Source organism: Yoonia sp. (assembly GCF_046498525.1).
Classification (GTDB): Bacteria; Pseudomonadota; Alphaproteobacteria; order Rhodobacterales; family Rhodobacteraceae; genus Yoonia.
Map to the genome: position 1 here is coordinate 18,652 of NZ_JAWOAN010000095.1, position 18,039 is coordinate 36,690.

The following is an 18,039-nucleotide window of genomic DNA, read 5'->3' on the forward strand; positions in this document are numbered from 1 at the left end:
TACTGTTTATTTCGTTATCGTTTTATTGCCCATGCCGCGACGCGGCGCAAGCATGATGGCGTTAACGGCGTTGATAAGTCGATGTCGAGACATATTCCTTGCGCGGTCCCGTCACTGTCCAGACAGCAATCCAGTCGGGCCAAGCGGTGAAATCATAGCGCACCTTATAGACATCCGCGCCGCAGGGATGATCGGTGCCTGCGGCATGACCGGACGGGACGAACCGGTGAAACGGACGACCATCTGCAAAGGTCACAACGACTTCACCCTTACTGAATTCCCACAGATACCGGCGCGTGGCCTCCAGCGTCGCCCCCGCCTCAAGCGTCAAGGTTCCGGTTTCGTGATAGATCAGATGATTGGCATCCGTGGCCGTAAAAACCGCCTGCCCCTGCAAGACACCATTCTGACCATCGCGCCGGTCCACGATTGTGCGGCGCAAGGCCCAAACCCCCTGAAAATCCTCTGCACCCAGCGCCAATAGTCATCTCTCCCTTGAGGGTTCCGCCCCCGCCCCTTATGACGCGACAGGAATCCTCTGCCCACCCCCTGCAAAAGGTGCCCATCCATGATCCCTCGCTATTCCCGCCCGGAAATGACTGCCATCTGGGAGCCAGCCACAAAATTCCGCATCTGGTACGAGATCGAGGCACATGCCTGCGACGCCCAAGCTGCCCTTGGCGTGATCCCCAAGGAAAACGCCGAAGCCGTCTGGAAAGCCAAGGATGTTGAATTTGACGTCGCGCGCATTGATGAAATCGAAGCGGTCACCAAACACGACGTCATCGCCTTTCTGACGCATCTGGCCGAACACATCGGATCGGATGATGCGCGTTTTGTGCATCAGGGCATGACATCATCCGACGTGCTGGACACCACTTTGAACGTGCAACTGGTCCGCGCTTCCGACCTGCTGATCGCCGATATGGACCGGGTTCTTGCCGCTCTCAAGACCCGCGCCCACGAGCACAAAGACACCGTCCGCATCGGGCGCAGCCACGGGATCCACGCCGAACCTACGACAATGGGCCTGACCTTTGCGCGGTTCTATGCGGAAATGGACCGTGGGCGTGCGCGCCTGCTCAATGCCCGCGAAGAGATCGCCACTGGTGCTATTTCCGGTGCTGTCGGCACCTTCGCAAATATCGACCCGTCTGTTGAAGAACACGTCTGCGCGCAACTGGGCCTCAAGCCCGAACCGATCAGCACACAGGTCATCCCCCGCGACCGTCATGCCATGTTCTTTGCCACGCTGGGTGTGATCGCATCGAGCATCGAAAACATCGCCATCGAGATCCGGCACATGCAGCGCACCGAGGTGCTGGAAGCCGAAGAATTCTTCTCCGCCGGTCAAAAAGGCTCGTCCGCGATGCCGCACAAGCGCAATCCGGTGCTGACCGAAAACCTGACCGGCCTTGCCCGTCTGGTCCGCATGTCCGTAGTGCCCGCGATGGAAAACGTAGCGCTCTGGCACGAGCGCGACATCAGCCACTCTTCCGTCGAGCGCGCGATTGGCCCTGACACGACGATCACGCTTGATTTTGCCCTCAACCGTCTCGCCGGTGTGATCGAAAAGCTGGTCATTTACCCAGACAACATGCTGGCCAACATGAACAAGTTCCGCGGCCTGATCATGTCTCAGCGGGTCCTGCTCGCGCTGACACAAGCGGGTGTCAGCCGCGAAGACGCCTATAAGCTGGTGCAACGCAACGCGATGCGGGTTTGGGAACAAGGAGCCGATTTCAAAACCGAGCTCCTTGCCGACGAGGATGTTCTGGCCGCACTTTCCCCAAAGGAGATCGAGGAGAAATTCGATCTCGGGTATCACATGAAAAACGTTGATACGATTTTTGCGCGCGTCTTCGGAACGCGCTAGAGGGTCAATAGATCTGAAAAACCAATCAGAGGCTCTAAGATCGTCGTCGCTGCAACTTATATCTTGGCAGGTGCATGCACGGCCTGCTGTTGCATCATGTGCGTCGATTTTGGCAGCGGCGTTGCTCGCGGCGGTTTTGCTCCAGCGCGGCGCACGGCAGGCATCGCCATTGCCACGTAGCGCCGATCATCATGCAGGTTCGTGTAAGGTTCCCCAATGATCTTGGCGGGGTATCCCAGTTGCCGCAAAGTCCTTGCAAAAACCGGCGGGCAAAGTGCGATGATCTCTGTTGCACCCTGCGCGGTCGCTTGCTCGACCACACCGTCAAGAACCAAACCAAGGCATTGTGAACGCTCGGCCTGTGTGCCCAACTGCTCCGAGATGACCACGCGCGTCGCCTCCCATACATTCGGTGTCACTTCGGCATGCGGGATGATATCGGCCGGAATGCCGATCAGCTTTCCATCCACCGCATCACGAAGCATGTAAGTGTGTGATCCCCACTGCGCCGTAGTGGCCATGGCACGCATCCCGCCAACCACCTGTCCATCCTTGAGGACAAGCGAGTAATACGCCTTGGGGTTGTCGTACTGGTCCATCTCCACGTCATCATCATGTGGAATGTCCCACCCGAGCTGATCCACAAAAAACCTTTTGCGGAGCGCTAGGAATTCAAAGAACGCCGTGCCGTGTTTGTGAAGCGCGGTCAGGTTAAAAGTAATTTTCTCCATAATCTTCCCTCTGGTTGTAGAATAAATGGCGACGGCCCCCACCGGCACCGGTGTTGAGGTTACCATAACACCAACAATTTAGCTCTAATTGCTCAGAATGAAGAAAAAAAGACTTATATTATCTTATATTAAGCCGTATTGACTGGCCAAGGCCGCCGCCTGCGTGCCTGTTCTGGCCCCAAGCTTGAGTTTCGCATTCTTGAGACGCTGCTTGACGGCACCTTCACTCACACTCAACTCAAACGCGATTTCTTTCAGGCGTTTGCCGTCCTTCACCATCCCCAGAGCTTCCAGCTCCGCTTTGGTCAGATTTGTCGGTGGCGCGGTCTCGCTGTGCCGACGTGTCAGATAGGCCAGCAACAGTTTCACTTCGAGATCGGTATACTCACGGTCTGATCGCGCAAAAGTTGCATAGGAACGCTGTGCATCCGCGTTGCTGTCGAACACGGAAACGGTGACGCCATAACGCATACCAAAGGTTTGCGCCTGCGCGATAATCCGCTTCGGATCATCATCCGTAAGCTCGGACCAGCGGATCGCACCGACATTGGCATAGGCCCATTTGACCACCGGATCAAAAAGCATGAACCGCTGTTTGGTATAATGCATGATCCATTCAGGAGGGAACGCATTCACCTCCTCCATCGGAAAGGCGAACCCGATACGCAACGCGACGTAATATCCCGACGGGGCGAGTTGCCCTATCTCATCTGGACCGAGAAGTGCCGACATTTACCTACCTCAACGAGCCAATGTCCTCAAAGGCCCTTGTTGCCGCCACATGGTTCACACTAGACTGAGCGCACTTGTGGGTTATGCAGACTGTATTGTTATTACGTTAATCTTGGCAACCGGAAAGCGAGTACAGAGTCATGACCGCGACGCAATTTGAGATCAGTGAAGTGCTCGGACACCTTAACGAACTTGCCCCCACCGGTTATGCGCTTGGTATTCACATAGAGTATACAACTCCCAAGTTCATGTTCCAGACCTATCCAAAGGAATGGCTCGATTATTATTCGCGTAACGGTCTGGTCATGTCGGACCCGATGGTCGCCTGGGCTTTCGAAGAGGTTGGTGCCAAACGCTGGTCGGATCTCGATGATCCGGCAGGCGTGATGGTAAAGGCAGCAGAATACGGGATGACCTATGGATTGGTTGTTTCGGTCGCCTCGGAACACAGCCGCACGATTTGCGGTTTCGCAAATGCCGATCGCGAATTCAGCGGCGACGAGATCGCACAGATCGAAACAAAAGTCGCGAGCATCCATGACAATACCGCCGATACGGCAAAGCTGGACGACAAGACCATCGAACAACTCAAGAAAATGTCGATTATGGTGACACACCCAAGCACATAAGGGTGCGGGGATAACCAAACCTTTACTGTCTGGCGCTTACACCACGTGCATGGACCTTCAGGCAGCCTCTCTTCCGGATATTCCCATGACGCGCCGCCGCAAGGCGGCGATAATCATTCAGATGTTGCTTGAAGACGGCAACACGCTTTCGCTTGGCCAATTACCGGAATCGCTTCAACTGCAATTGACCGATGAATTGGGTACATTGCGCATGGTCGACAAAGCCACCGTCGATGCGGTCGCGCAAGAGTTCACGGCAGAGATCGAGGCCATTGGCCTGACTGCACCGGGCACACGCGACGGTGCTATCACGGCGCTGGCCGATCACCTCAGCCCGGTGCTGGCAGACACACTGCGCGGTCAACTGGAAAGCGTGCGAAACGGCGATCACTGGCCGCTCGTGATCGACCTGAATATTGAGCGGATTCTCGCCATCATGCAGGCCGAAAGTACGGCGATCTGTGCTGTCACCCTGTCAAAACTACCGGTTGCAAAGGCTGCTGAAGTTCTCAGGCGGACACCGGGTGAACGGGCGCGCCGAATCACATACGCCATGTCCCAGACCGAAGACATCGCGCCCGATGCCGTGCGGCGTATTGGAATGGCCCTGGCGCAAGACTATGGCTCTCCTGCGGCCCTCGCGTTTGAAAAGGCACCGGTTCAACGTCTGGGCGCCATCCTGAACTCGACGGTCACGGACACCCGCGAAGATGTGCTTGCCGGCCTGACCAGTGAGGACCCCGATTTTGCCAGCAATGTCCGCAAGGCAATCTTCACATTCAAAGACATCGCCCAACGGGTCAAACCGACCGACATTCCCAATTGCATTCGCAACGTCGATGGTGACGTTGTGATTACTGCAATCGCCGCAGGCCTGGGCGGGGACAAGGCGTTGGTCGCATCGGCGGAATTCATCCTTGGCAACATTTCGCAACGGATGGCGGGGCAGTTGCGCGAAGACGCCGAAGAACGCGGACGCATCAAAAAGGCCGACGCGGAAAAAGCGATGGCTGAAATCACGACCGCTATCCGCGAAATGGTCGATTCTGGCGTCATCACCCTGATTGACCCTGACGCGGCAAACGAAAACGAGGACGGAAAAACAGACGAATAGTGTTTAACGGCAGGCACAGAATGCAGTAGACTGCTACCATGACAGAAAAACCACCTTTCGAAGGCCGCCGTTGGCACGATATGGGCGGCGCCCCTGCTGGCCCCGTCCCGACTGACCAACATGATTTTTCGCTTTGGGAAAAACGCGTCGATGCGTTGATGATCATCGCTTCCGGAAAAGGACACTTCACCGTGGACGGGCTGCGCCGCGTGCTGGAGGACATGGGCGAGGACGCCTTCGAGACAATGACTTATTATGAACGCTGGATTGCCTCGGTGAACCAGAACCTGATCGAGGCAGGCGTTTATACCACATCCGAACTTGCCCACCGCATGACCGAGGTCGCGTCGCGCGGCCCCACATATGGCGAGGCCGCCAGTGACTAACCGCCAATACCTTCGCGTCCGGTGCGACATGCCCCCCGGTCATGTCCGGACACCTGCATATTTGCGTGGCAAGATCGGTTGGGTCGAACGCACACTCGGTCCCTTCCCCAATCCCGAACAGCTCGCCTACGGGCTGCCTGCACAACCGCGTGCGTTGATGCGGGTGCGATTCGCGATGACCGAAGTTTGGGGTGACGCAGCAGACGCCCCCAATGACACCATAGACGCCGAAATCTACAGCCATTGGCTCGAACCGGCAGAGGCCCCTCATGCCCCATGATCACCACGACCATCTGTCTCCCTCGGGACACCCTTATCGCCCTGACGATGACCACCCGCTGACGTATTGGCAGCAGATGGAAATTGCCGTGCGCGAATTATTGATCGAAAAAGGTGTGACCACGGCACAGGAAATCGCGGCACAGATCGACGCGATGGATGCCCGCAGCCCATCGCATGGTGCCGCAGTCGTCGCCCGTTCCTGGACAGATCCCGCGTTTCGCAATGCCCTCCTTGAGGATGCAAGCGCGGCCACGCGCGAGATGGGTTTCGACATCGGGCCGATGCGCCTTATCGCCTTGGAAAACACGGCCACCGAACACAATGTGGTCGTTTGCACCTTGTGCTCTTGCTATCCCCGCAATCTGTTGGGCCTGCCCCCTGATTGGTACAAATCCCGCGCTTATCGGTCCCGAACCGTCAAGGAACCACGCAAAGTCCTTGCCGAATTCGGCGTGACCCTGCCCGATACGACCACGGTCCGTGTCCATGACAGCACGGCAGACATGCGCTATGTCGTGATCCCTGCCCGCCCTGCCGGAACCGAAGGATGGCGCGCGGATGAACTGGCGAGGCTGGTCACGCGCGACAGCATGATCGGCACGGGCTTGCCCAAATCACCGGATGCTGCGTGACCACACCAACGGCCACCGAAGGCAACAGAACCGATTGGTTGGCGGACCGTGCCTTGCGCGGGTTGATCGGCACGTTGATGCGTCTGCCTTACGAAACACGCATCCCGATGATGGGAACCGCATTGCGCCGCGCGATCGGCCCCCTGACAGGATACCGCAAAAGAGCCGAAGAGAACCTCGCACTCATTTATCCCGACATGGGCGTGAGTGACCGCCGCAAACTGGCCGGGGTCTGCTGCGACAATTTCGGGCGGACCATCATCGAAAATTATTCCTGGCAGGAATTCGGCCGCAAATTGCAAGATACAAAAGCGACGGGTACCGGCATGGAGGCACTTTCCGAGGCTGTGCAATCGCAGCGTCCGGTCATCTTCGTAACGGCCCATTTCGGCAATCACGAAGCACCAAGGCAAGTGCTCAGCGCCATGGGTCACACCATCGGCGGGCTATATCGCCCGATGCAAAACGCCTATTTCAACGATCATTACGCCAAGACGATGACATCGTGGGGGGGACCGGTCTTTGAGCAAGGTCGGCGCGGCACGATGGGTTTTGTCAGGCACCTGCGTGGCGGTGGTTTGGGCACATTGCTTTACGACGTATCCGCACCAGGTGTGCGCTTGCCTTTTCTGGGCCGTCCGGCGCGCACGTCGCTTTCCGCCGCCGAGATCGCGCTCAAGCTGGACGCCATCGTGATTCCCTACTTCGGGATCAGGCAGTCCGACGGGCTTTCGTTTCAAGTCGAAGTCGAGGCACCAATCCAGCCTGCGTCGCCCCAAGACATGCTGCTGGAAATGAATGCCCGGCTCGAAGCGCAGATCGCGCGCAATCCCGCGCAATGGTTCTGGGTACATCGCCGCTGGAAATAAGCCTGCAGGTTTAACGCAACTCTGCCGCGCCGACAATGGGGCCATTTGCAACTGTCTGGACAATCACAACAATCGGGCTTTCGCCTGCAGCAGCCGTCTCGAGCGCCAAGGCAGAGCGCCCGTCCCAGCGACCGACCACATCCCAGGATGTCACAATGTTTGTATAACTCAGGTCACGCCCGGCGTTTTCACCACGCGCGATCGACACCGTCGCTTCAGGTATATAGCGAACCAACTGCACGACGTAATCACCACGCGCACCCGGGGCTGCATTGATGATCACGTTTTCGCCCCGGCGCGTCAGGTAAACGTCAAAAGAATTGCCCTGCCCGCTTTGCGTCTGCAGCGCATCCATAACCTGCATCGGGCGCGAACCGATCACATGGTCGACACCATCAATCACCATCTGGGGCGTATAAACCATCGCGACTTTCGCCGCGCGTGCATAGGCGTGCTGCCGCGCCGTATTTTCGGGGCGACCGAAGACATCTTTCCAACCGATATAGTCCCAATAGTCGACATGCAGCGCCAGAGCGATCACATCATCGCGCTGTGCAAGATCATGCAACATCGCATCCGCAGGCGGACAGGATGAACATCCTTGAGAGGTATAGAGCTCGATCACGACAGGCCCGTTCTCTGCCGTGGCCTGCGACGCTGTAATCAGGCCGACAAACGAAAGAATAGCGAGAAGGGGACGCATGACAGGCCTCGGCATTTGAAAACTATCCAAACGGTTTAGTCAGCTTCCGCTGAAATGACCAATCAACCAATTGCGAGTGTAGCGTTAACTATGTTTCAGTTGCAAACGTCGTTGATCTTTATTGTGTGCAATAGTATACAACGCGAGAAAGCGCCATAGTGCATGACGAATCTGCATGGTGCATCACCAGACAGCAAAGCCTTGCTTGCGCATTAGCCACGAAAGGGAACGCCATGACGATCACAGTCGGCAAAGACACCTCAAATACCCGCAAGACCCTGAAAGTTGGCGACCAGTCGGTCGCCTATTACTCGATCCCGGCGGCGCAAGCTGCGGGTTTGGGCGATTTCTCGAAACTGCCCGCCGCACTCAAGGTGGTGCTTGAAAACCTGCTGCGCTTTGAAGACGACGGTTTCTCAGTCTCTGTCGATGACATCAAGGCATTCTCGAAATGGGCAGACAATGGTGGCAAGAACCCCCGCGAAATCGCCTACCGTCCGGCCCGCGTGCTCATGCAAGACTTTACCGGTGTGCCTGCTGTGGTCGATCTGGCGGCCATGCGCGACGGGATCGTGGCGCTTGGCGGCGACGCCCAGCAGATCAATCCGCTGAACCCTGTCGATCTGGTTATTGACCACTCGGTCATGATCGACGAATTCGGCAACCCGCGTGCATTCCAGATGAACGTGGATCGCGAATATGAACGCAATATGGAACGCTACCAGTTCCTCAAGTGGGGTCAGGGCGCATTCAACAACTTCCGCGTCGTGCCACCGGGCACAGGCATCTGCCACCAGGTGAACCTTGAATACCTTGCTCAGACCGTCTGGACCGATAAGGACCAGAACGGCGAGGAAGTCGCCTACCCCGACACGCTGGTCGGTACCGACAGCCACACAACCATGGTCAACGGCCTTGCCGTGCTGGGCTGGGGCGTTGGCGGGATCGAGGCCGAGGCCGCCATGCTGGGCCAGCCGATTTCCATGCTGATCCCAGAAGTCGTCGGTTTTGAACTGACAGGAGCCTTGGTCGAAGGCACAACCGGCACCGACCTTGTGCTGAAAGTCGTTCAAATGCTGCGCGAACTGGGTGTTGTCGGTAAATTCGTCGAGTTCTACGGCGAAGGCCTTGATCATCTGCCACTGGCCGACCGTGCCACGATCGCAAACATGGCACCTGAATATGGCGCGACATGTGGTTTCTTTCCCATCGACGGCGAAACCCTGCGCTACCTGCGCAACACAGGCCGCGACGAGGACCGCATCGCGCTGGTCGAAGCCTACGCCAAGGAAAACGGCTTGTGGCGTGATGCAAGCTATGCACCGATCTACACAGAGACGCTGCATCTCGACATGGGCACGATCATTCCCGCAATCTCCGGCCCCAAACGTCCGCAAGATTACACGCCGCTGGATCAGGCGCATTCCGCCTTCCTTGACGTTGTGAATGAATACCGGGGCATCGACAGCAGCAAAGCAGCCGATGACATGGCCGCCGAAGGCCCCACACCGGCAGAGCCTGTGGACCCGCGCAAATCGCAAACCGTCAAAGGCGAGGATTACGCATTGCGCGACGGTTCCGTGGTGATCGCCTCGATCACATCCTGCACCAACACATCCAACCCATACGTGATGATCGGCGCAGGTCTGGTTGCGCGCAAGGCACGCGCGCTCGGGCTGGACAGCAAACCATGGGTCAAGACATCGCTGGCCCCCGGATCGCAGGTCGTGTCCCAATACCTCGAGGCAGCTGGCCTGCAGGAAGATCTGGACGCCATCGGGTTCAACCTTGTCGGCTATGGCTGCACGACCTGTATCGGCAACTCGGGTCCGATCCAGAAGGAACTGTCCGAAGCCATCGCAGAAGGTGATCTGATCGCCACGTCGGTCCTGTCGGGCAACCGCAACTTCGAAGGCCGCATTTCGCCTGACGTGCGCGCCAACTACCTTGCTTCGCCACCGCTGGTAGTCGCCTATGCGCTGGCGGGTGACATGAATATCGACCTGATAAACGACCCGCTGGGTCAGGACCAGAATGGCAACGATGTCTACCTCAAGGATATCTGGCCGACCTCAGCCGAGATCAATGAACTGGTTGAACGGACCGTCACGCGCGAAGCCTTTATCAGCAAATATGCCGATGTCTTCAAAGGCGATGAAAAGTGGCAAGCGGTCGAAACATCCACCGGTGAAACCTACGACTGGCCTGCAACGTCAACCTACGTGCAGAACCCGCCCTACTTCAAAGGGATGCCAAAAGACGCAGGCACGATCAGTAACGTCGAAAATGCCAAGGTTCTGGCCATTCTGGGGGACATGGTTACGACCGACCACATTTCACCTGCCGGTTCGTTCAAAGAGACAACCCCCGCCGGTCAGTACCTGATCGAACGGCAGGTGCCCGTGCGCGAATTCAACTCCTACGGATCGCGTCGCGGCAACCACGAAGTAATGATGCGCGGCACATTCGCCAATATCCGCATCAAGAACGAAATGCTTCACGGTGTCGAAGGCGGCTACACAAAAGGACCGGATGGCGAACAGACGTCCATCTTTGACGCCGCCATGGACTATCAGGAGGCAGGCACGCCTCTGGTGATCTTTGCCGGAGAACAATACGGCGCAGGTTCGTCACGCGACTGGGCGGCGAAGGGCACGGCCCTGTTGGGCGTCAAGGCTGTCATCGCCGAGAACTTCGAACGTATCCACCGTTCCAACCTTGTTGGCATGGGCGTCGTACCCTTTGAATTCACCGGCGGCGACACCCGCAAATCGCTGGGTCTGACAGGTGATGAAACAGTGTCCATCCAAGGGCTGGACAGCATCAAGCCCCAGCAGGAACTGACCGCCAAGATCACCATGGGGAATGGATCGGTCAAGGATATCACTGTCAAATGCCGCATCGATACCGCCGTCGAGATCCAGTACATCGAAAACGGTGGCGTGCTGCACTATGTGCTGCGGAACCTTGCCAAGGTCGCCTCAAGCTCTCCTCAATGACACGAAAAAGCCCGGTCACGCAGACCGGGCTTTTTTCTGTGTCGACGCATGGGTTTCACCCATCCTACGTTGGGTGCGCGAAACCCTCACGCATGAAATTACTCGATTGCCTTCGCCAGTTCCGGCAGGAACCGCTGCTCATAGTCCGACCCTACCAGCGGCCCGACGAAACGGTACAGCACGGTCCCGTCGCCATCGACGATGAAGGTCTCTGGCGGCGCGGTCACGCCCCAGTCGATCGCCACCCTGCCCCGCAGGTCAAATCCGGTGGCAAAGAACGGGTCTTCATAGTTGGTCAGATATTCGGATGCCTGCGCCTGCTGGTCGCGGAAATTGATGCCGGCCACGCGGTAGCCCTGCGCCTGCAATTCCAGCAAATTGGGATGTTCGGCGCGGCATGGCGGGCACCAGCTGGCCCAGAAATTCACAATGGTGATGTCGCCTGCGCGCAGGTCGTCATCGGTCAGTTGCATCGTTCCCTGCACGGCTTCAAGAGGCACGGCGGGTGCTTGGCTCCCTACGAAAGTCGATGGCAGCTCGTCGGGATTATCGCGCAGCATACCCGCAAGTGCGAGCCCCGCGAAAGCCGCAAAGATCACCGGTGGCAGGATCATCAGGGGAGAGACTTTAGCCATCCTTCTCGACCTTCTGCAAGGCTGCGCGCACCTTTGCATAGCGCCGCCAACTCAGCCAGACGATGGCCAGAAGCAGCACAATGCTGACCACATAGGCCGACATCACTTCGATCGCGTAATCACCCAAGTCAGGCACGGCGCGCCCTCGCTTCCAAGGCGCGGATACGGCGCGCGCGAATTTCAGTACGGGTGCGCATCAAAACCAGCGCGACGAACAGCAACACAAACCCCGCGATACAGGCCAAGAGCGGGAACCAGAACACATCCGCGATGTTCTCTTCCTTGTCGAGCGACAGCGTCGCCCCCTGATGCAGGCCTTGATTCCAGAACAGCACCGCATAACGCGACAGGATCGCAAAGACCGATCCGACCATGCACAACACCGATGTCAGATCGGCGGCAGTGTCAGGATCTTCGATTGCTTCCCACAGGGCGATATAGCCAAGATAGAACAAAAACAGGATCAAAAAAGAAGTCAAACGCGGGTCCCACGCCCAATAGGTGCCCCACATCGGCTGCCCCCAGATGCCGCCGGTGAAAAGTGCGATCAGCGTAAACACAATACCGACAGGCGCGGCAGCACGCGCAGCAAGTGCCGAAACGTGATGTCGCCGCACTACCCAGATCAGCGAGGCCACGAGCATCATGATCCACGCGTTAATCGCCATCAGCGCCGCAGGTACGTGCAGATAGATGATCTTGACGGTCGATCCCTGCCGGAAGTCATCAGGGGTAAAGAAAAAGCCCCAGACCAGCCCCACCACAAGGAAGACCCCGGCCAGCGCAAAGCTCCATGGCAGGACCGGTCTGGTCCAGCCCATGAACAGCTTCGGATTGGCATATTCCCACATTGACATGGCGTTTATCTATCCTTCCTCATCCGGTCCAACAATCCCCGATCACCGTAGATTGATGCGTAAGACGGCCGCAGTGGCAAAGGGCAACAGCGCAAATGATCCCGCCGTGATCCCCGCCATCAGCATCATGGCCCCCAGAGGATCCAGCCCATCGGTCCCGCGCCGCACCGCTTCGGCCCCGAAGATCAGCGTTGGCACGTAAAGTGGCAAGACCAGAAGCGACAAAAGCAGCCCGCCACGCCGCAAGCCAACGGTCAGCGCGGCCCCGAAAGTGCCGATCATCGACAGCGCCGGTGTCCCGATCAAAAGCGAGATCAGCAAATAGGCGTAGGCCTCTGGCGCAAGGCTCAGCAGAAACCCCAGCGCGGGGGCCGCCAGCGTCAGCGGCAGGCCCGTCGTGATCCAATGCGCCAGCGCCTTGGTCATCGCCGCCCCTTCGAGCGGCAAAGGTGACGTCGCCAGCAGGGCCAGCGACCCGTCTTCGTAATCCAGTGCAAATATCCGGTCCAGCGAGAGTAGCGCCGCCAACAGCGATGCGACCCACAAAATACCCGGCGCAATCCGCGACAGCAGTGCGGTCTCCGGCCCGACACCGAACGGCACCAGCACAACAACGATCAGAAAGAACGCAAGCCCCAGCCCGAAACCTCCGCCTGCACGGATGGCCAACCGCAAATCGCGCATGAGTAGCGCAATCACAAGAACCCCTCGTCTGATCCGCCACTCGCGTCCTGCGCGGCTTTGAACGGTGTCAGATCCAGTTCAGGCGCGGCCAGCCCCATATCGATATGCGTTGCAATAACCGCCACGCCGCCTGCGGCCAGATGCGTGTTCTGCAACCAATCTGCAAAGCGTTTCACCGAAAACCCGTCAAGCGACACGGTCGGTTCATCCAGAAACAGAACCTTGCGCCCGATCACGCCAAGCCGGGCCAGACCCAGACGGCGCTTTTGCCCCGCCGAAAGCGTCCCGCCCAACCGGTCCCGCAGATCGGCCAAATCAAAGGTTTCCAGAATATCGCCGGGCAATACCGCGCCGTGAACGTCAGCCCAGAACTTCAGGTTCTCCGTCACCGTCAATGCAGTCTTGATCCCGTCCGCATGGCTGGCATACGCGCCTTGATCTTCGGGGAAACTGACACTGCCATCAATCGCTGGCTGCAATCCGGCCAGTGTCCGCAGCAAAGTGGTCTTTCCGACCCCGTTAGGACCGCGCAAAATCAGCGCCTTGCCTGCATCTACGGTAAAGCTGACAGCAGCAAGCACCGGCACCCCGCCGCGCGCGCAGGTCAGCTTTTCAACAGTCAGCATCAGACAGGCAACAGGGCCACCGCCACGCGCCGCCCTTCTGACAACAGAACATTGTAAGTCCGGCAAGCCGCAGGAGAGGCCATCGTCTCGACCCCGATGCCGGCATCTTCGAGCGTCGTGCGGAAATCCTTGGGGGGGTGTGTTATCTCTGCGCCGGTGCCGACAAACAGCACGTCGATATCGGCTACATTTTCCAGGATTGTTGCCGTATCCTCGAACCCGCCCCAAGGGCTGACTCCGGACGGCAAAACCAGCAGTGGACCATCGTATTTCTTACCGCCGACCCGAAAGAATCCCGTCCCATAGCCGTCGATCGGCACGGCGTCGTTATATCTGATCTCGTTCAGGCGCATGTATCACCTCGCTTCACGTCTCGATATGTCCGTACTTCGTGCCTGCGCTGGGGTCCTTCTTGGACCAGTCGCGCTTGACGCCCAGCACCAGCAAGATGGCAGAGGCCACAAAAATCGAAGAATAGGTTCCGATCACAACACCCCACATCATCGCAAAGACAAAGCCCCGGATCACGTCACCGCCAAGGATGAACAACGAAAGCAAGGCCAACATAGTGGTGACCGAGGTCATCAAGGTCCGGCTGAGCGTTTCGTTGATCGAGATGTTCAACACGTCTTTGAGGTCCTTTTTCTTATACTTGCGCAGGTTTTCCCGCACGCGGTCGAACACGATTACCGTGTCGTTGATCGAATAGCCCACGATGGTCAGCAAGGCCGCGATGATCGCAAGATCGAATTTTATCTGAAGTTCCGAAAAGATACCGATTGTCAGGATCACATCGTGGGAAAGCGCCAGAACCGCACCGACCGCAAACTGCCATTCAAAGCGCAGCCAGATATAAAGCAGGATCGCGACAACCGCCAAGGCGACCGCGATGATCGCCGTCTGGACCAACTCGCCCGACACTTTGGGACCAACGGATTCGACTGAAGGGAAAGACATATTCGGATCAATGGTGCGCAAGGCCGTTTGCACAGCTTCGATCGTTTCCGTTGCAATACGTTCGTCGCCTTCCTGCGCCTGAATACGCACCATCGCGACATGTTGGTCTTCGTCAAAGGATGGATCGAACACCTCTGCGATGGAAATATCGCCCAGCCCCAAAGGCTCTAACGCGCTGCGATAGGCGGCGACATCGACAGGCGTTTCCGATTGCGTCCGGATGCTGGTGCCGCCCTGAAAGTCGATGCCGTAGTTCAACCCCTGAATCAGGAAGGATGCAACGGCGATAATCATCGCGACCATCGAAATCCCCAGCCAGATACGGGCGCGGCTGAAAAAATCGATCGATGTGTTTTCGCGAACCAGTCTTAAGCGCATATCAAACCTCGATTGTCTTGGGGCGGGTGCGCGAGAACCAGATCACGATCAGGGACCGGGTGACGAAGATCGCGGTGAAGACGGATGTGATGATGCCAAAGCCCAAGGTCACTGCAAAGCCGCTGACCGGACCAGAGCCCATGGTGAAGAGGATCACAGCCGTAATAAAGGTCGTGATATTGGCGTCGATGATGGACGACAACGCCTTTTCGTAGCCCAGCTCGATTGCACGGGCGGGACCTTTGGCGGTCTTGAGTTCTTCGCGTATCCGCTCGAACACGATCACATTGGCGTCCACCGCCATCCCGATGGTCAACACGATCCCCGCGATGCCCGGCAAGGTCAGGGTCGCCCCGACGATGCTGAGAAGTCCGAAGATCAGCCCCACGTTAATCACCAGTGCGACATTGGCGAACAATCCGAACAGCCCGTAACTCAGGACCATATAAACAAGGATCGCAAGGCCCGCGACGATACAGGCCACCTGCCCGGCAGCGATGCTGTCCGCGCCCAGTTCCGGGCCAATCGTGCGTTCTTCAAGGAAGGTCAGTTCCGCGGGCAGCGCACCTGCACGCAAAAGCACGGCCAGATTTGTTGCTTCATCAACGGTGAAGTTACCGGTGATGATACCCGAACCGCCGGGAATATGGCTTTGGATCGTCGGAGCCGAAATCACCTCGTTATCCAGCACAATCGCAAAGGGGTTGCCGATGTTGTCCAGCGTATACTCGCCGAACTTGCGCGCCGCCGATGTATTGAACCGGAACGCCACGGCAGGCCGCCCGTTCTGGTCGAAATCAAGCTGCGCATTCTCGAGGTCTTCGCCTGTCACGACGGGGCGACGCTCCAGGATGTAAAACAAACCGGAAGCTTCCTGCGCTGGAACAATCATATTACCGGTTCCGGCTGATGCATCGGGATCGCCGGTCGTGCCCTGAACAGGATTGAACGTCAATTGCGCTGTCGTGCCCAGCAGTTCGATAATCTCACTGGCTGATCCGACACCGGGCACCTGCACCAGAATACGCTCGGACCCCTGACGCTGGATCGTCGGCTCGCGGGTGCCGACCTCGTCGATCCGGCGGCGAATGATCTCAAGCGTCTGCATGATTGTCCGCTCGTTCATGGCAGCCATCTCTGCCTCGCTCAGCGTGATCGTCAGGATCGGGCCGTTGATACGCACGTCGATATTCGTGGCGGCAGCACCTGTAAAAGAGGCGACAGGCTGCGCCAGACCGCGCGCGATCTCGAACGCGCGGGTCGCACCCTCGGGCTGAGAAATGCGTATGCGCAGCTCGGTAGGCGGGCTGTCTTCGCGGGTAACAAAGCCAACTGTATCACGCTCGGCGGCCAGCGCATCGCGGACAGTCGGCCAGAACCCTTCAAGAAAAGAGGCATGCACGTCCTCGACCTGCACTTCGACCAGCAGATGCGCGCCACCGCGCAGGTCAAGCCCAAGGTTCACGAGGCTCGTTGGCAGAAAATCGGGCCATAATGCCGCATCAGCCTCAAGCTCTGGGTTTGTCTGGCCTGTTTCAATGACCGCCATAGCGTCATTATGCGTTTCAACCCGGCCATAAAAGGCGTTGGGCATCGCAAACGTCAAACCAACGACAACTGTGATCCAGATCAGCAGCAGCTTGGGAAACGGAATATTGAGCATAAAGCGTGCCTCACCGGCCAGTTTCAGGTTTTAGCCGGTTCAGTCTTGTTCACCACTGTGGCGATGGTCGATTTGACGACACGGACGTTGACGCCTTTGGCGATCTCGACCTCGACTTCGTTGCTGTCGTCTTCCTTTACCTTGACGATCTTGCCGACAAGTCCGCCTTGGGTGATGATCTGGTCCCCCCGGCGCAACGCCTCGAGCATGGCAGCATGCTCTTTCAGCTTCTTTTGCTGAGGGCGGATCAACAAGAAATACATGATCGCAAAGATCAAAATGATCGGGATGAACTGTCCTACGCCTTGCATGGCAACCTCTTTTTCATTTCTTAACCGGTGCTAACCACCGCATTCAAACTCGCGGCACATTATGTCCGCCACCCATGATTGGCAACCGCGAACGGGGCGGTTCGAACAGGCTTTTGTGCCATATGGGGCGGCTCTGCACGGAAAGCAATCTGGATTGACGCGATTATGGCAAGGCCAGCCGTTGGCTTGTGCAACCTTACTCCTAAATTCGCAGTTCACTTGCACCACACAATCAGGCATATGACCCGCACTGAAACATCGCACAAGGACCGATGCCATGCATGATATCCGCACCATCCGTGACAACCCCGCCGCTTTTGATGCGGCCCTGTCTCGTCGCGGCATTGCACCGGTATCATCCCGAATCTTGGCAATGGATGAAGCACGGCGCGCCAAAATCCTTGCTGCTGAAACGGCGCAGGCCGAGGCGAACAAAGCAGCCAAGGAAGTCGGAGCCGCCAAAGCACGTGGCGACGAGGCCGAATTTGAACGCCTGCGCGCGCTGGTCGCCGAGAAGAAATCACAGATCGCCGCGCTGAATGATGAGGCCAAAGCCGAAGATGCCGCCCTGACCGATCTGCTGATGGGTATCCCGAACCTGCCAGATGAGAACATCCCGGATGGTCAGGATGAAGATGACAACGTGGAACTCCATCGCTGGGGCACACCGCGGACCCTCGATTTCGCGCCGCTGGAGCATTTTGACATTCCAGCCATTCGCCCCGGCATGGATTTTGAAACGGCAGCCAAACTGTCCGGCAGCCGCTTTGTGCTGCTCTCTGGTGCCGTGGCCCGCCTGCATCGCGCATTGGCGCAGTTCATGCTGGACGTGCATGTGGAAGAACACGGGTTGACTGAAACCATCACGCCCGTGTTGGTGCGTGAAGAGATGATGTACGGCACCGGACAGTTGCCCAAGTTCGGCGAAGACAGCTATCAGACGACAAACGGCTGGTGGCTGATCCCGACGGCCGA

The 18,039-nt window shown here is 57.8% G+C and carries 21 protein-coding genes and 1 pseudogene; 9 read left to right on the forward strand and 13 right to left on the reverse strand.

Annotated elements, in window-relative coordinates; genetic code table 11:
- Positions 1–61 precede the first annotated feature (61 nt).
- Positions 62–481 (reverse strand): DUF6314 family protein, encoded by a 420-nt coding sequence (locus tag R6T97_RS06410; RefSeq protein WP_410348463.1) that lies wholly within the window; start codon positions 479–481, stop codon positions 62–64.
- Positions 482–568: 87 nt separating this feature from the next.
- Between R6T97_RS06410 and purB the strand changes: the two genes are divergently transcribed.
- On the forward strand, positions 569–1,876 hold the full coding sequence (gene purB / locus R6T97_RS06415) for an adenylosuccinate lyase (protein WP_410348464.1): 1,308 nt from the start codon (positions 569–571) through the stop codon (positions 1,874–1,876).
- A 56-nt stretch (positions 1,877–1,932) separates the two neighbouring features.
- Here purB and R6T97_RS06420 read toward each other — a convergent pair whose 3' ends face one another.
- Together R6T97_RS06420 and R6T97_RS06425 are read right to left on the reverse strand one after the other, a co-directional pair.
- On the reverse strand, positions 1,933–2,607 hold the full coding sequence (locus R6T97_RS06420) for an acyl-homoserine-lactone synthase (RefSeq protein WP_410348465.1): 675 nt from the start codon (positions 2,605–2,607) through the stop codon (positions 1,933–1,935).
- A 123-nt stretch (positions 2,608–2,730) separates the two neighbouring features.
- Positions 2,731–3,339 carry an autoinducer binding domain-containing protein gene (locus R6T97_RS06425; protein WP_410348466.1) on the reverse strand — a complete coding sequence of 203 codons (609 nt, stop codon included), beginning with the start codon at positions 3,337–3,339 and terminating at the stop codon, positions 2,731–2,733.
- A gap of 140 nt (positions 3,340–3,479) precedes the next feature.
- On the opposite strand from R6T97_RS06425, the gene R6T97_RS06430 reads away from it, so the two are divergent.
- The 6 genes from R6T97_RS06430 to R6T97_RS06455 all read left to right on the forward strand — a co-directional run bounded on the left by R6T97_RS06430 (position 3,480) and on the right by R6T97_RS06455 (position 7,251).
- A complete protein-coding gene (locus tag R6T97_RS06430) occupies positions 3,480–3,968 on the forward strand; it encodes an autoinducer binding domain-containing protein (RefSeq protein ID WP_410348467.1) in 489 nt (162 codons plus the stop codon).
- A gap of 85 nt (positions 3,969–4,053) precedes the next feature.
- On the forward strand, positions 4,054–5,082 hold the full coding sequence (locus R6T97_RS06435) for a FliG C-terminal domain-containing protein (RefSeq protein ID WP_410348468.1): 1,029 nt from the start codon (positions 4,054–4,056) through the stop codon (positions 5,080–5,082).
- 38 nt (positions 5,083–5,120) lie between these two features.
- Positions 5,121–5,468 carry a ScnB-like protein gene (locus R6T97_RS06440; protein ID WP_410348469.1) on the forward strand — a complete coding sequence of 116 codons (348 nt, stop codon included), beginning with the start codon at positions 5,121–5,123 and terminating at the stop codon, positions 5,466–5,468.
- The gene (locus tag R6T97_RS06445; RefSeq protein ID WP_410348470.1) at positions 5,446–5,748 is read left to right on the forward strand and encodes an SH3-like domain-containing protein; all 303 of its coding nucleotides are present in this window, start codon (positions 5,446–5,448) and stop codon (positions 5,746–5,748) included. The genes R6T97_RS06440 and R6T97_RS06445 overlap by 23 nt, the downstream gene beginning before the upstream one ends.
- On the forward strand, positions 5,738–6,382 hold the full coding sequence (gene nthA / locus R6T97_RS06450) for a nitrile hydratase subunit alpha (protein ID WP_410348471.1): 645 nt from the start codon (positions 5,738–5,740) through the stop codon (positions 6,380–6,382). Before R6T97_RS06445 ends, nthA begins: the two co-directional genes overlap by 11 nt.
- A complete protein-coding gene (locus tag R6T97_RS06455; RefSeq protein WP_410348472.1) occupies positions 6,379–7,251 on the forward strand; it encodes a lysophospholipid acyltransferase family protein in 873 nt (290 codons plus the stop codon). The genes nthA and R6T97_RS06455 overlap by 4 nt, the downstream gene beginning before the upstream one ends.
- 10 nt (positions 7,252–7,261) lie before the next feature.
- On the opposite strand, the gene R6T97_RS06460 is transcribed toward R6T97_RS06455, so the two are convergent.
- Positions 7,262–7,954, reverse strand: coding sequence for a DUF1223 domain-containing protein (locus R6T97_RS06460; protein ID WP_410348473.1), 693 nt, complete (start codon positions 7,952–7,954; stop codon positions 7,262–7,264).
- A 233-nt stretch (positions 7,955–8,187) separates the two neighbouring features.
- Here R6T97_RS06460 and acnA point away from each other — a divergent pair, with 233 nt between their 5' ends.
- Positions 8,188–10,953 carry an aconitate hydratase AcnA gene (gene acnA / locus R6T97_RS06465; RefSeq protein WP_410348474.1) on the forward strand — a complete coding sequence of 922 codons (2,766 nt, stop codon included), beginning with the start codon at positions 8,188–8,190 and terminating at the stop codon, positions 10,951–10,953.
- A gap of 98 nt (positions 10,954–11,051) precedes the next feature.
- Here acnA and R6T97_RS06470 read toward each other — a convergent pair whose 3' ends face one another.
- The 9 genes from R6T97_RS06470 to yajC are packed head-to-tail and all read right to left on the reverse strand — an operon-like array spanning position 11,052 to position 17,064.
- Positions 11,052–11,588, reverse strand: a complete 537-nt coding sequence (locus R6T97_RS06470) for a DsbE family thiol:disulfide interchange protein (protein WP_410348475.1) — start codon at positions 11,586–11,588, stop codon at positions 11,052–11,054.
- Positions 11,581–11,724, reverse strand: a complete 144-nt coding sequence (gene ccmD, locus R6T97_RS06475; RefSeq protein ID WP_410348476.1) for a heme exporter protein CcmD — start codon at positions 11,722–11,724, stop codon at positions 11,581–11,583. The genes R6T97_RS06470 and ccmD overlap by 8 nt, the downstream gene beginning before the upstream one ends.
- Complete coding sequence (locus tag R6T97_RS06480; RefSeq protein ID WP_410348477.1) at positions 11,717–12,445, reverse strand: heme ABC transporter permease; 729 nt, start codon at positions 12,443–12,445, stop codon at positions 11,717–11,719. Before R6T97_RS06480 ends, ccmD begins: the two co-directional genes overlap by 8 nt.
- A gap of 42 nt (positions 12,446–12,487) precedes the next feature.
- The gene (gene ccmB, locus R6T97_RS06485) at positions 12,488–13,144 is read right to left on the reverse strand and encodes a heme exporter protein CcmB (RefSeq protein WP_410348478.1); all 657 of its coding nucleotides are present in this window, start codon (positions 13,142–13,144) and stop codon (positions 12,488–12,490) included.
- Positions 13,141–13,755: a heme ABC exporter ATP-binding protein CcmA gene (gene ccmA / locus R6T97_RS06490; protein WP_410348479.1), complete on the reverse strand. Its 615-nt coding sequence runs from the start codon at positions 13,753–13,755 to the stop codon at positions 13,141–13,143. Before ccmA ends, ccmB begins: the two co-directional genes overlap by 4 nt.
- Entirely contained in the window at positions 13,755–14,108 is a 354-nt protein-coding gene (locus tag R6T97_RS06495) for an Mth938-like domain-containing protein (RefSeq protein ID WP_410348480.1), read from the reverse strand. Before R6T97_RS06495 ends, ccmA begins: the two co-directional genes overlap by 1 nt.
- A gap of 13 nt (positions 14,109–14,121) precedes the next feature.
- Entirely contained in the window at positions 14,122–15,090 is a 969-nt protein-coding gene (gene secF, locus R6T97_RS06500) for a protein translocase subunit SecF (RefSeq protein ID WP_410348481.1), read from the reverse strand.
- Between the two features lies 1 nt (position 15,091).
- Complete coding sequence (gene secD, locus R6T97_RS06505) at positions 15,092–16,753, reverse strand: protein translocase subunit SecD (protein ID WP_410348482.1); 1,662 nt, start codon at positions 16,751–16,753, stop codon at positions 15,092–15,094.
- Between the two features lie 23 nt (positions 16,754–16,776).
- Positions 16,777–17,064 (reverse strand): preprotein translocase subunit YajC, encoded by a 288-nt coding sequence (gene yajC / locus R6T97_RS06510; protein WP_410348483.1) that lies wholly within the window; start codon positions 17,062–17,064, stop codon positions 16,777–16,779.
- A 277-nt stretch (positions 17,065–17,341) separates the two neighbouring features.
- Here yajC and R6T97_RS06515 point away from each other — a divergent pair.
- Positions 17,342–18,039, forward strand: a pseudogene (locus R6T97_RS06515) (serine--tRNA ligase); the annotation flags it as partial.

Coding starts and splice junctions, on each gene's coding strand:
- purB (WP_410348464.1), top strand. CDS start 569: ATGATCCCTCGCTATTCCCGCCCGGAAATGACTGCCATCTGGGAGCCA.
- R6T97_RS06420 (WP_410348465.1), bottom strand. CDS start 2,607: ATGGAGAAAATTACTTTTAACCTGACCGCGCTTCACAAACACGGCACG.
- R6T97_RS06425 (WP_410348466.1), bottom strand. CDS start 3,339: ATGTCGGCACTTCTCGGTCCAGATGAGATAGGGCAACTCGCCCCGTCG.
- R6T97_RS06430 (WP_410348467.1), top strand. CDS start 3,480: ATGACCGCGACGCAATTTGAGATCAGTGAAGTGCTCGGACACCTTAAC.
- R6T97_RS06435 (WP_410348468.1), top strand. CDS start 4,054: ATGACGCGCCGCCGCAAGGCGGCGATAATCATTCAGATGTTGCTTGAA.
- R6T97_RS06440 (WP_410348469.1), top strand. CDS start 5,121: ATGACAGAAAAACCACCTTTCGAAGGCCGCCGTTGGCACGATATGGGC.
- R6T97_RS06445 (WP_410348470.1), top strand. CDS start 5,446: ATGGCGAGGCCGCCAGTGACTAACCGCCAATACCTTCGCGTCCGGTGC.
- nthA (WP_410348471.1), top strand. CDS start 5,738: ATGCCCCATGATCACCACGACCATCTGTCTCCCTCGGGACACCCTTAT.
- R6T97_RS06460 (WP_410348473.1), bottom strand. CDS start 7,954: ATGCGTCCCCTTCTCGCTATTCTTTCGTTTGTCGGCCTGATTACAGCG.
- acnA (WP_410348474.1), top strand. CDS start 8,188: ATGACGATCACAGTCGGCAAAGACACCTCAAATACCCGCAAGACCCTG.
- R6T97_RS06470 (WP_410348475.1), bottom strand. CDS start 11,588: ATGGCTAAAGTCTCTCCCCTGATGATCCTGCCACCGGTGATCTTTGCG.
- R6T97_RS06480 (WP_410348477.1), bottom strand. CDS start 12,445: ATGTCAATGTGGGAATATGCCAATCCGAAGCTGTTCATGGGCTGGACC.
- ccmA (WP_410348479.1), bottom strand. CDS start 13,755: ATGCTGACTGTTGAAAAGCTGACCTGCGCGCGCGGCGGGGTGCCGGTG.
- R6T97_RS06495 (WP_410348480.1), bottom strand. CDS start 14,108: ATGCGCCTGAACGAGATCAGATATAACGACGCCGTGCCGATCGACGGC.
- secF (WP_410348481.1), bottom strand. CDS start 15,090: ATGCGCTTAAGACTGGTTCGCGAAAACACATCGATCGATTTTTTCAGC.
- secD (WP_410348482.1), bottom strand. CDS start 16,753: ATGCTCAATATTCCGTTTCCCAAGCTGCTGCTGATCTGGATCACAGTT.
- yajC (WP_410348483.1), bottom strand. CDS start 17,064: ATGCAAGGCGTAGGACAGTTCATCCCGATCATTTTGATCTTTGCGATC.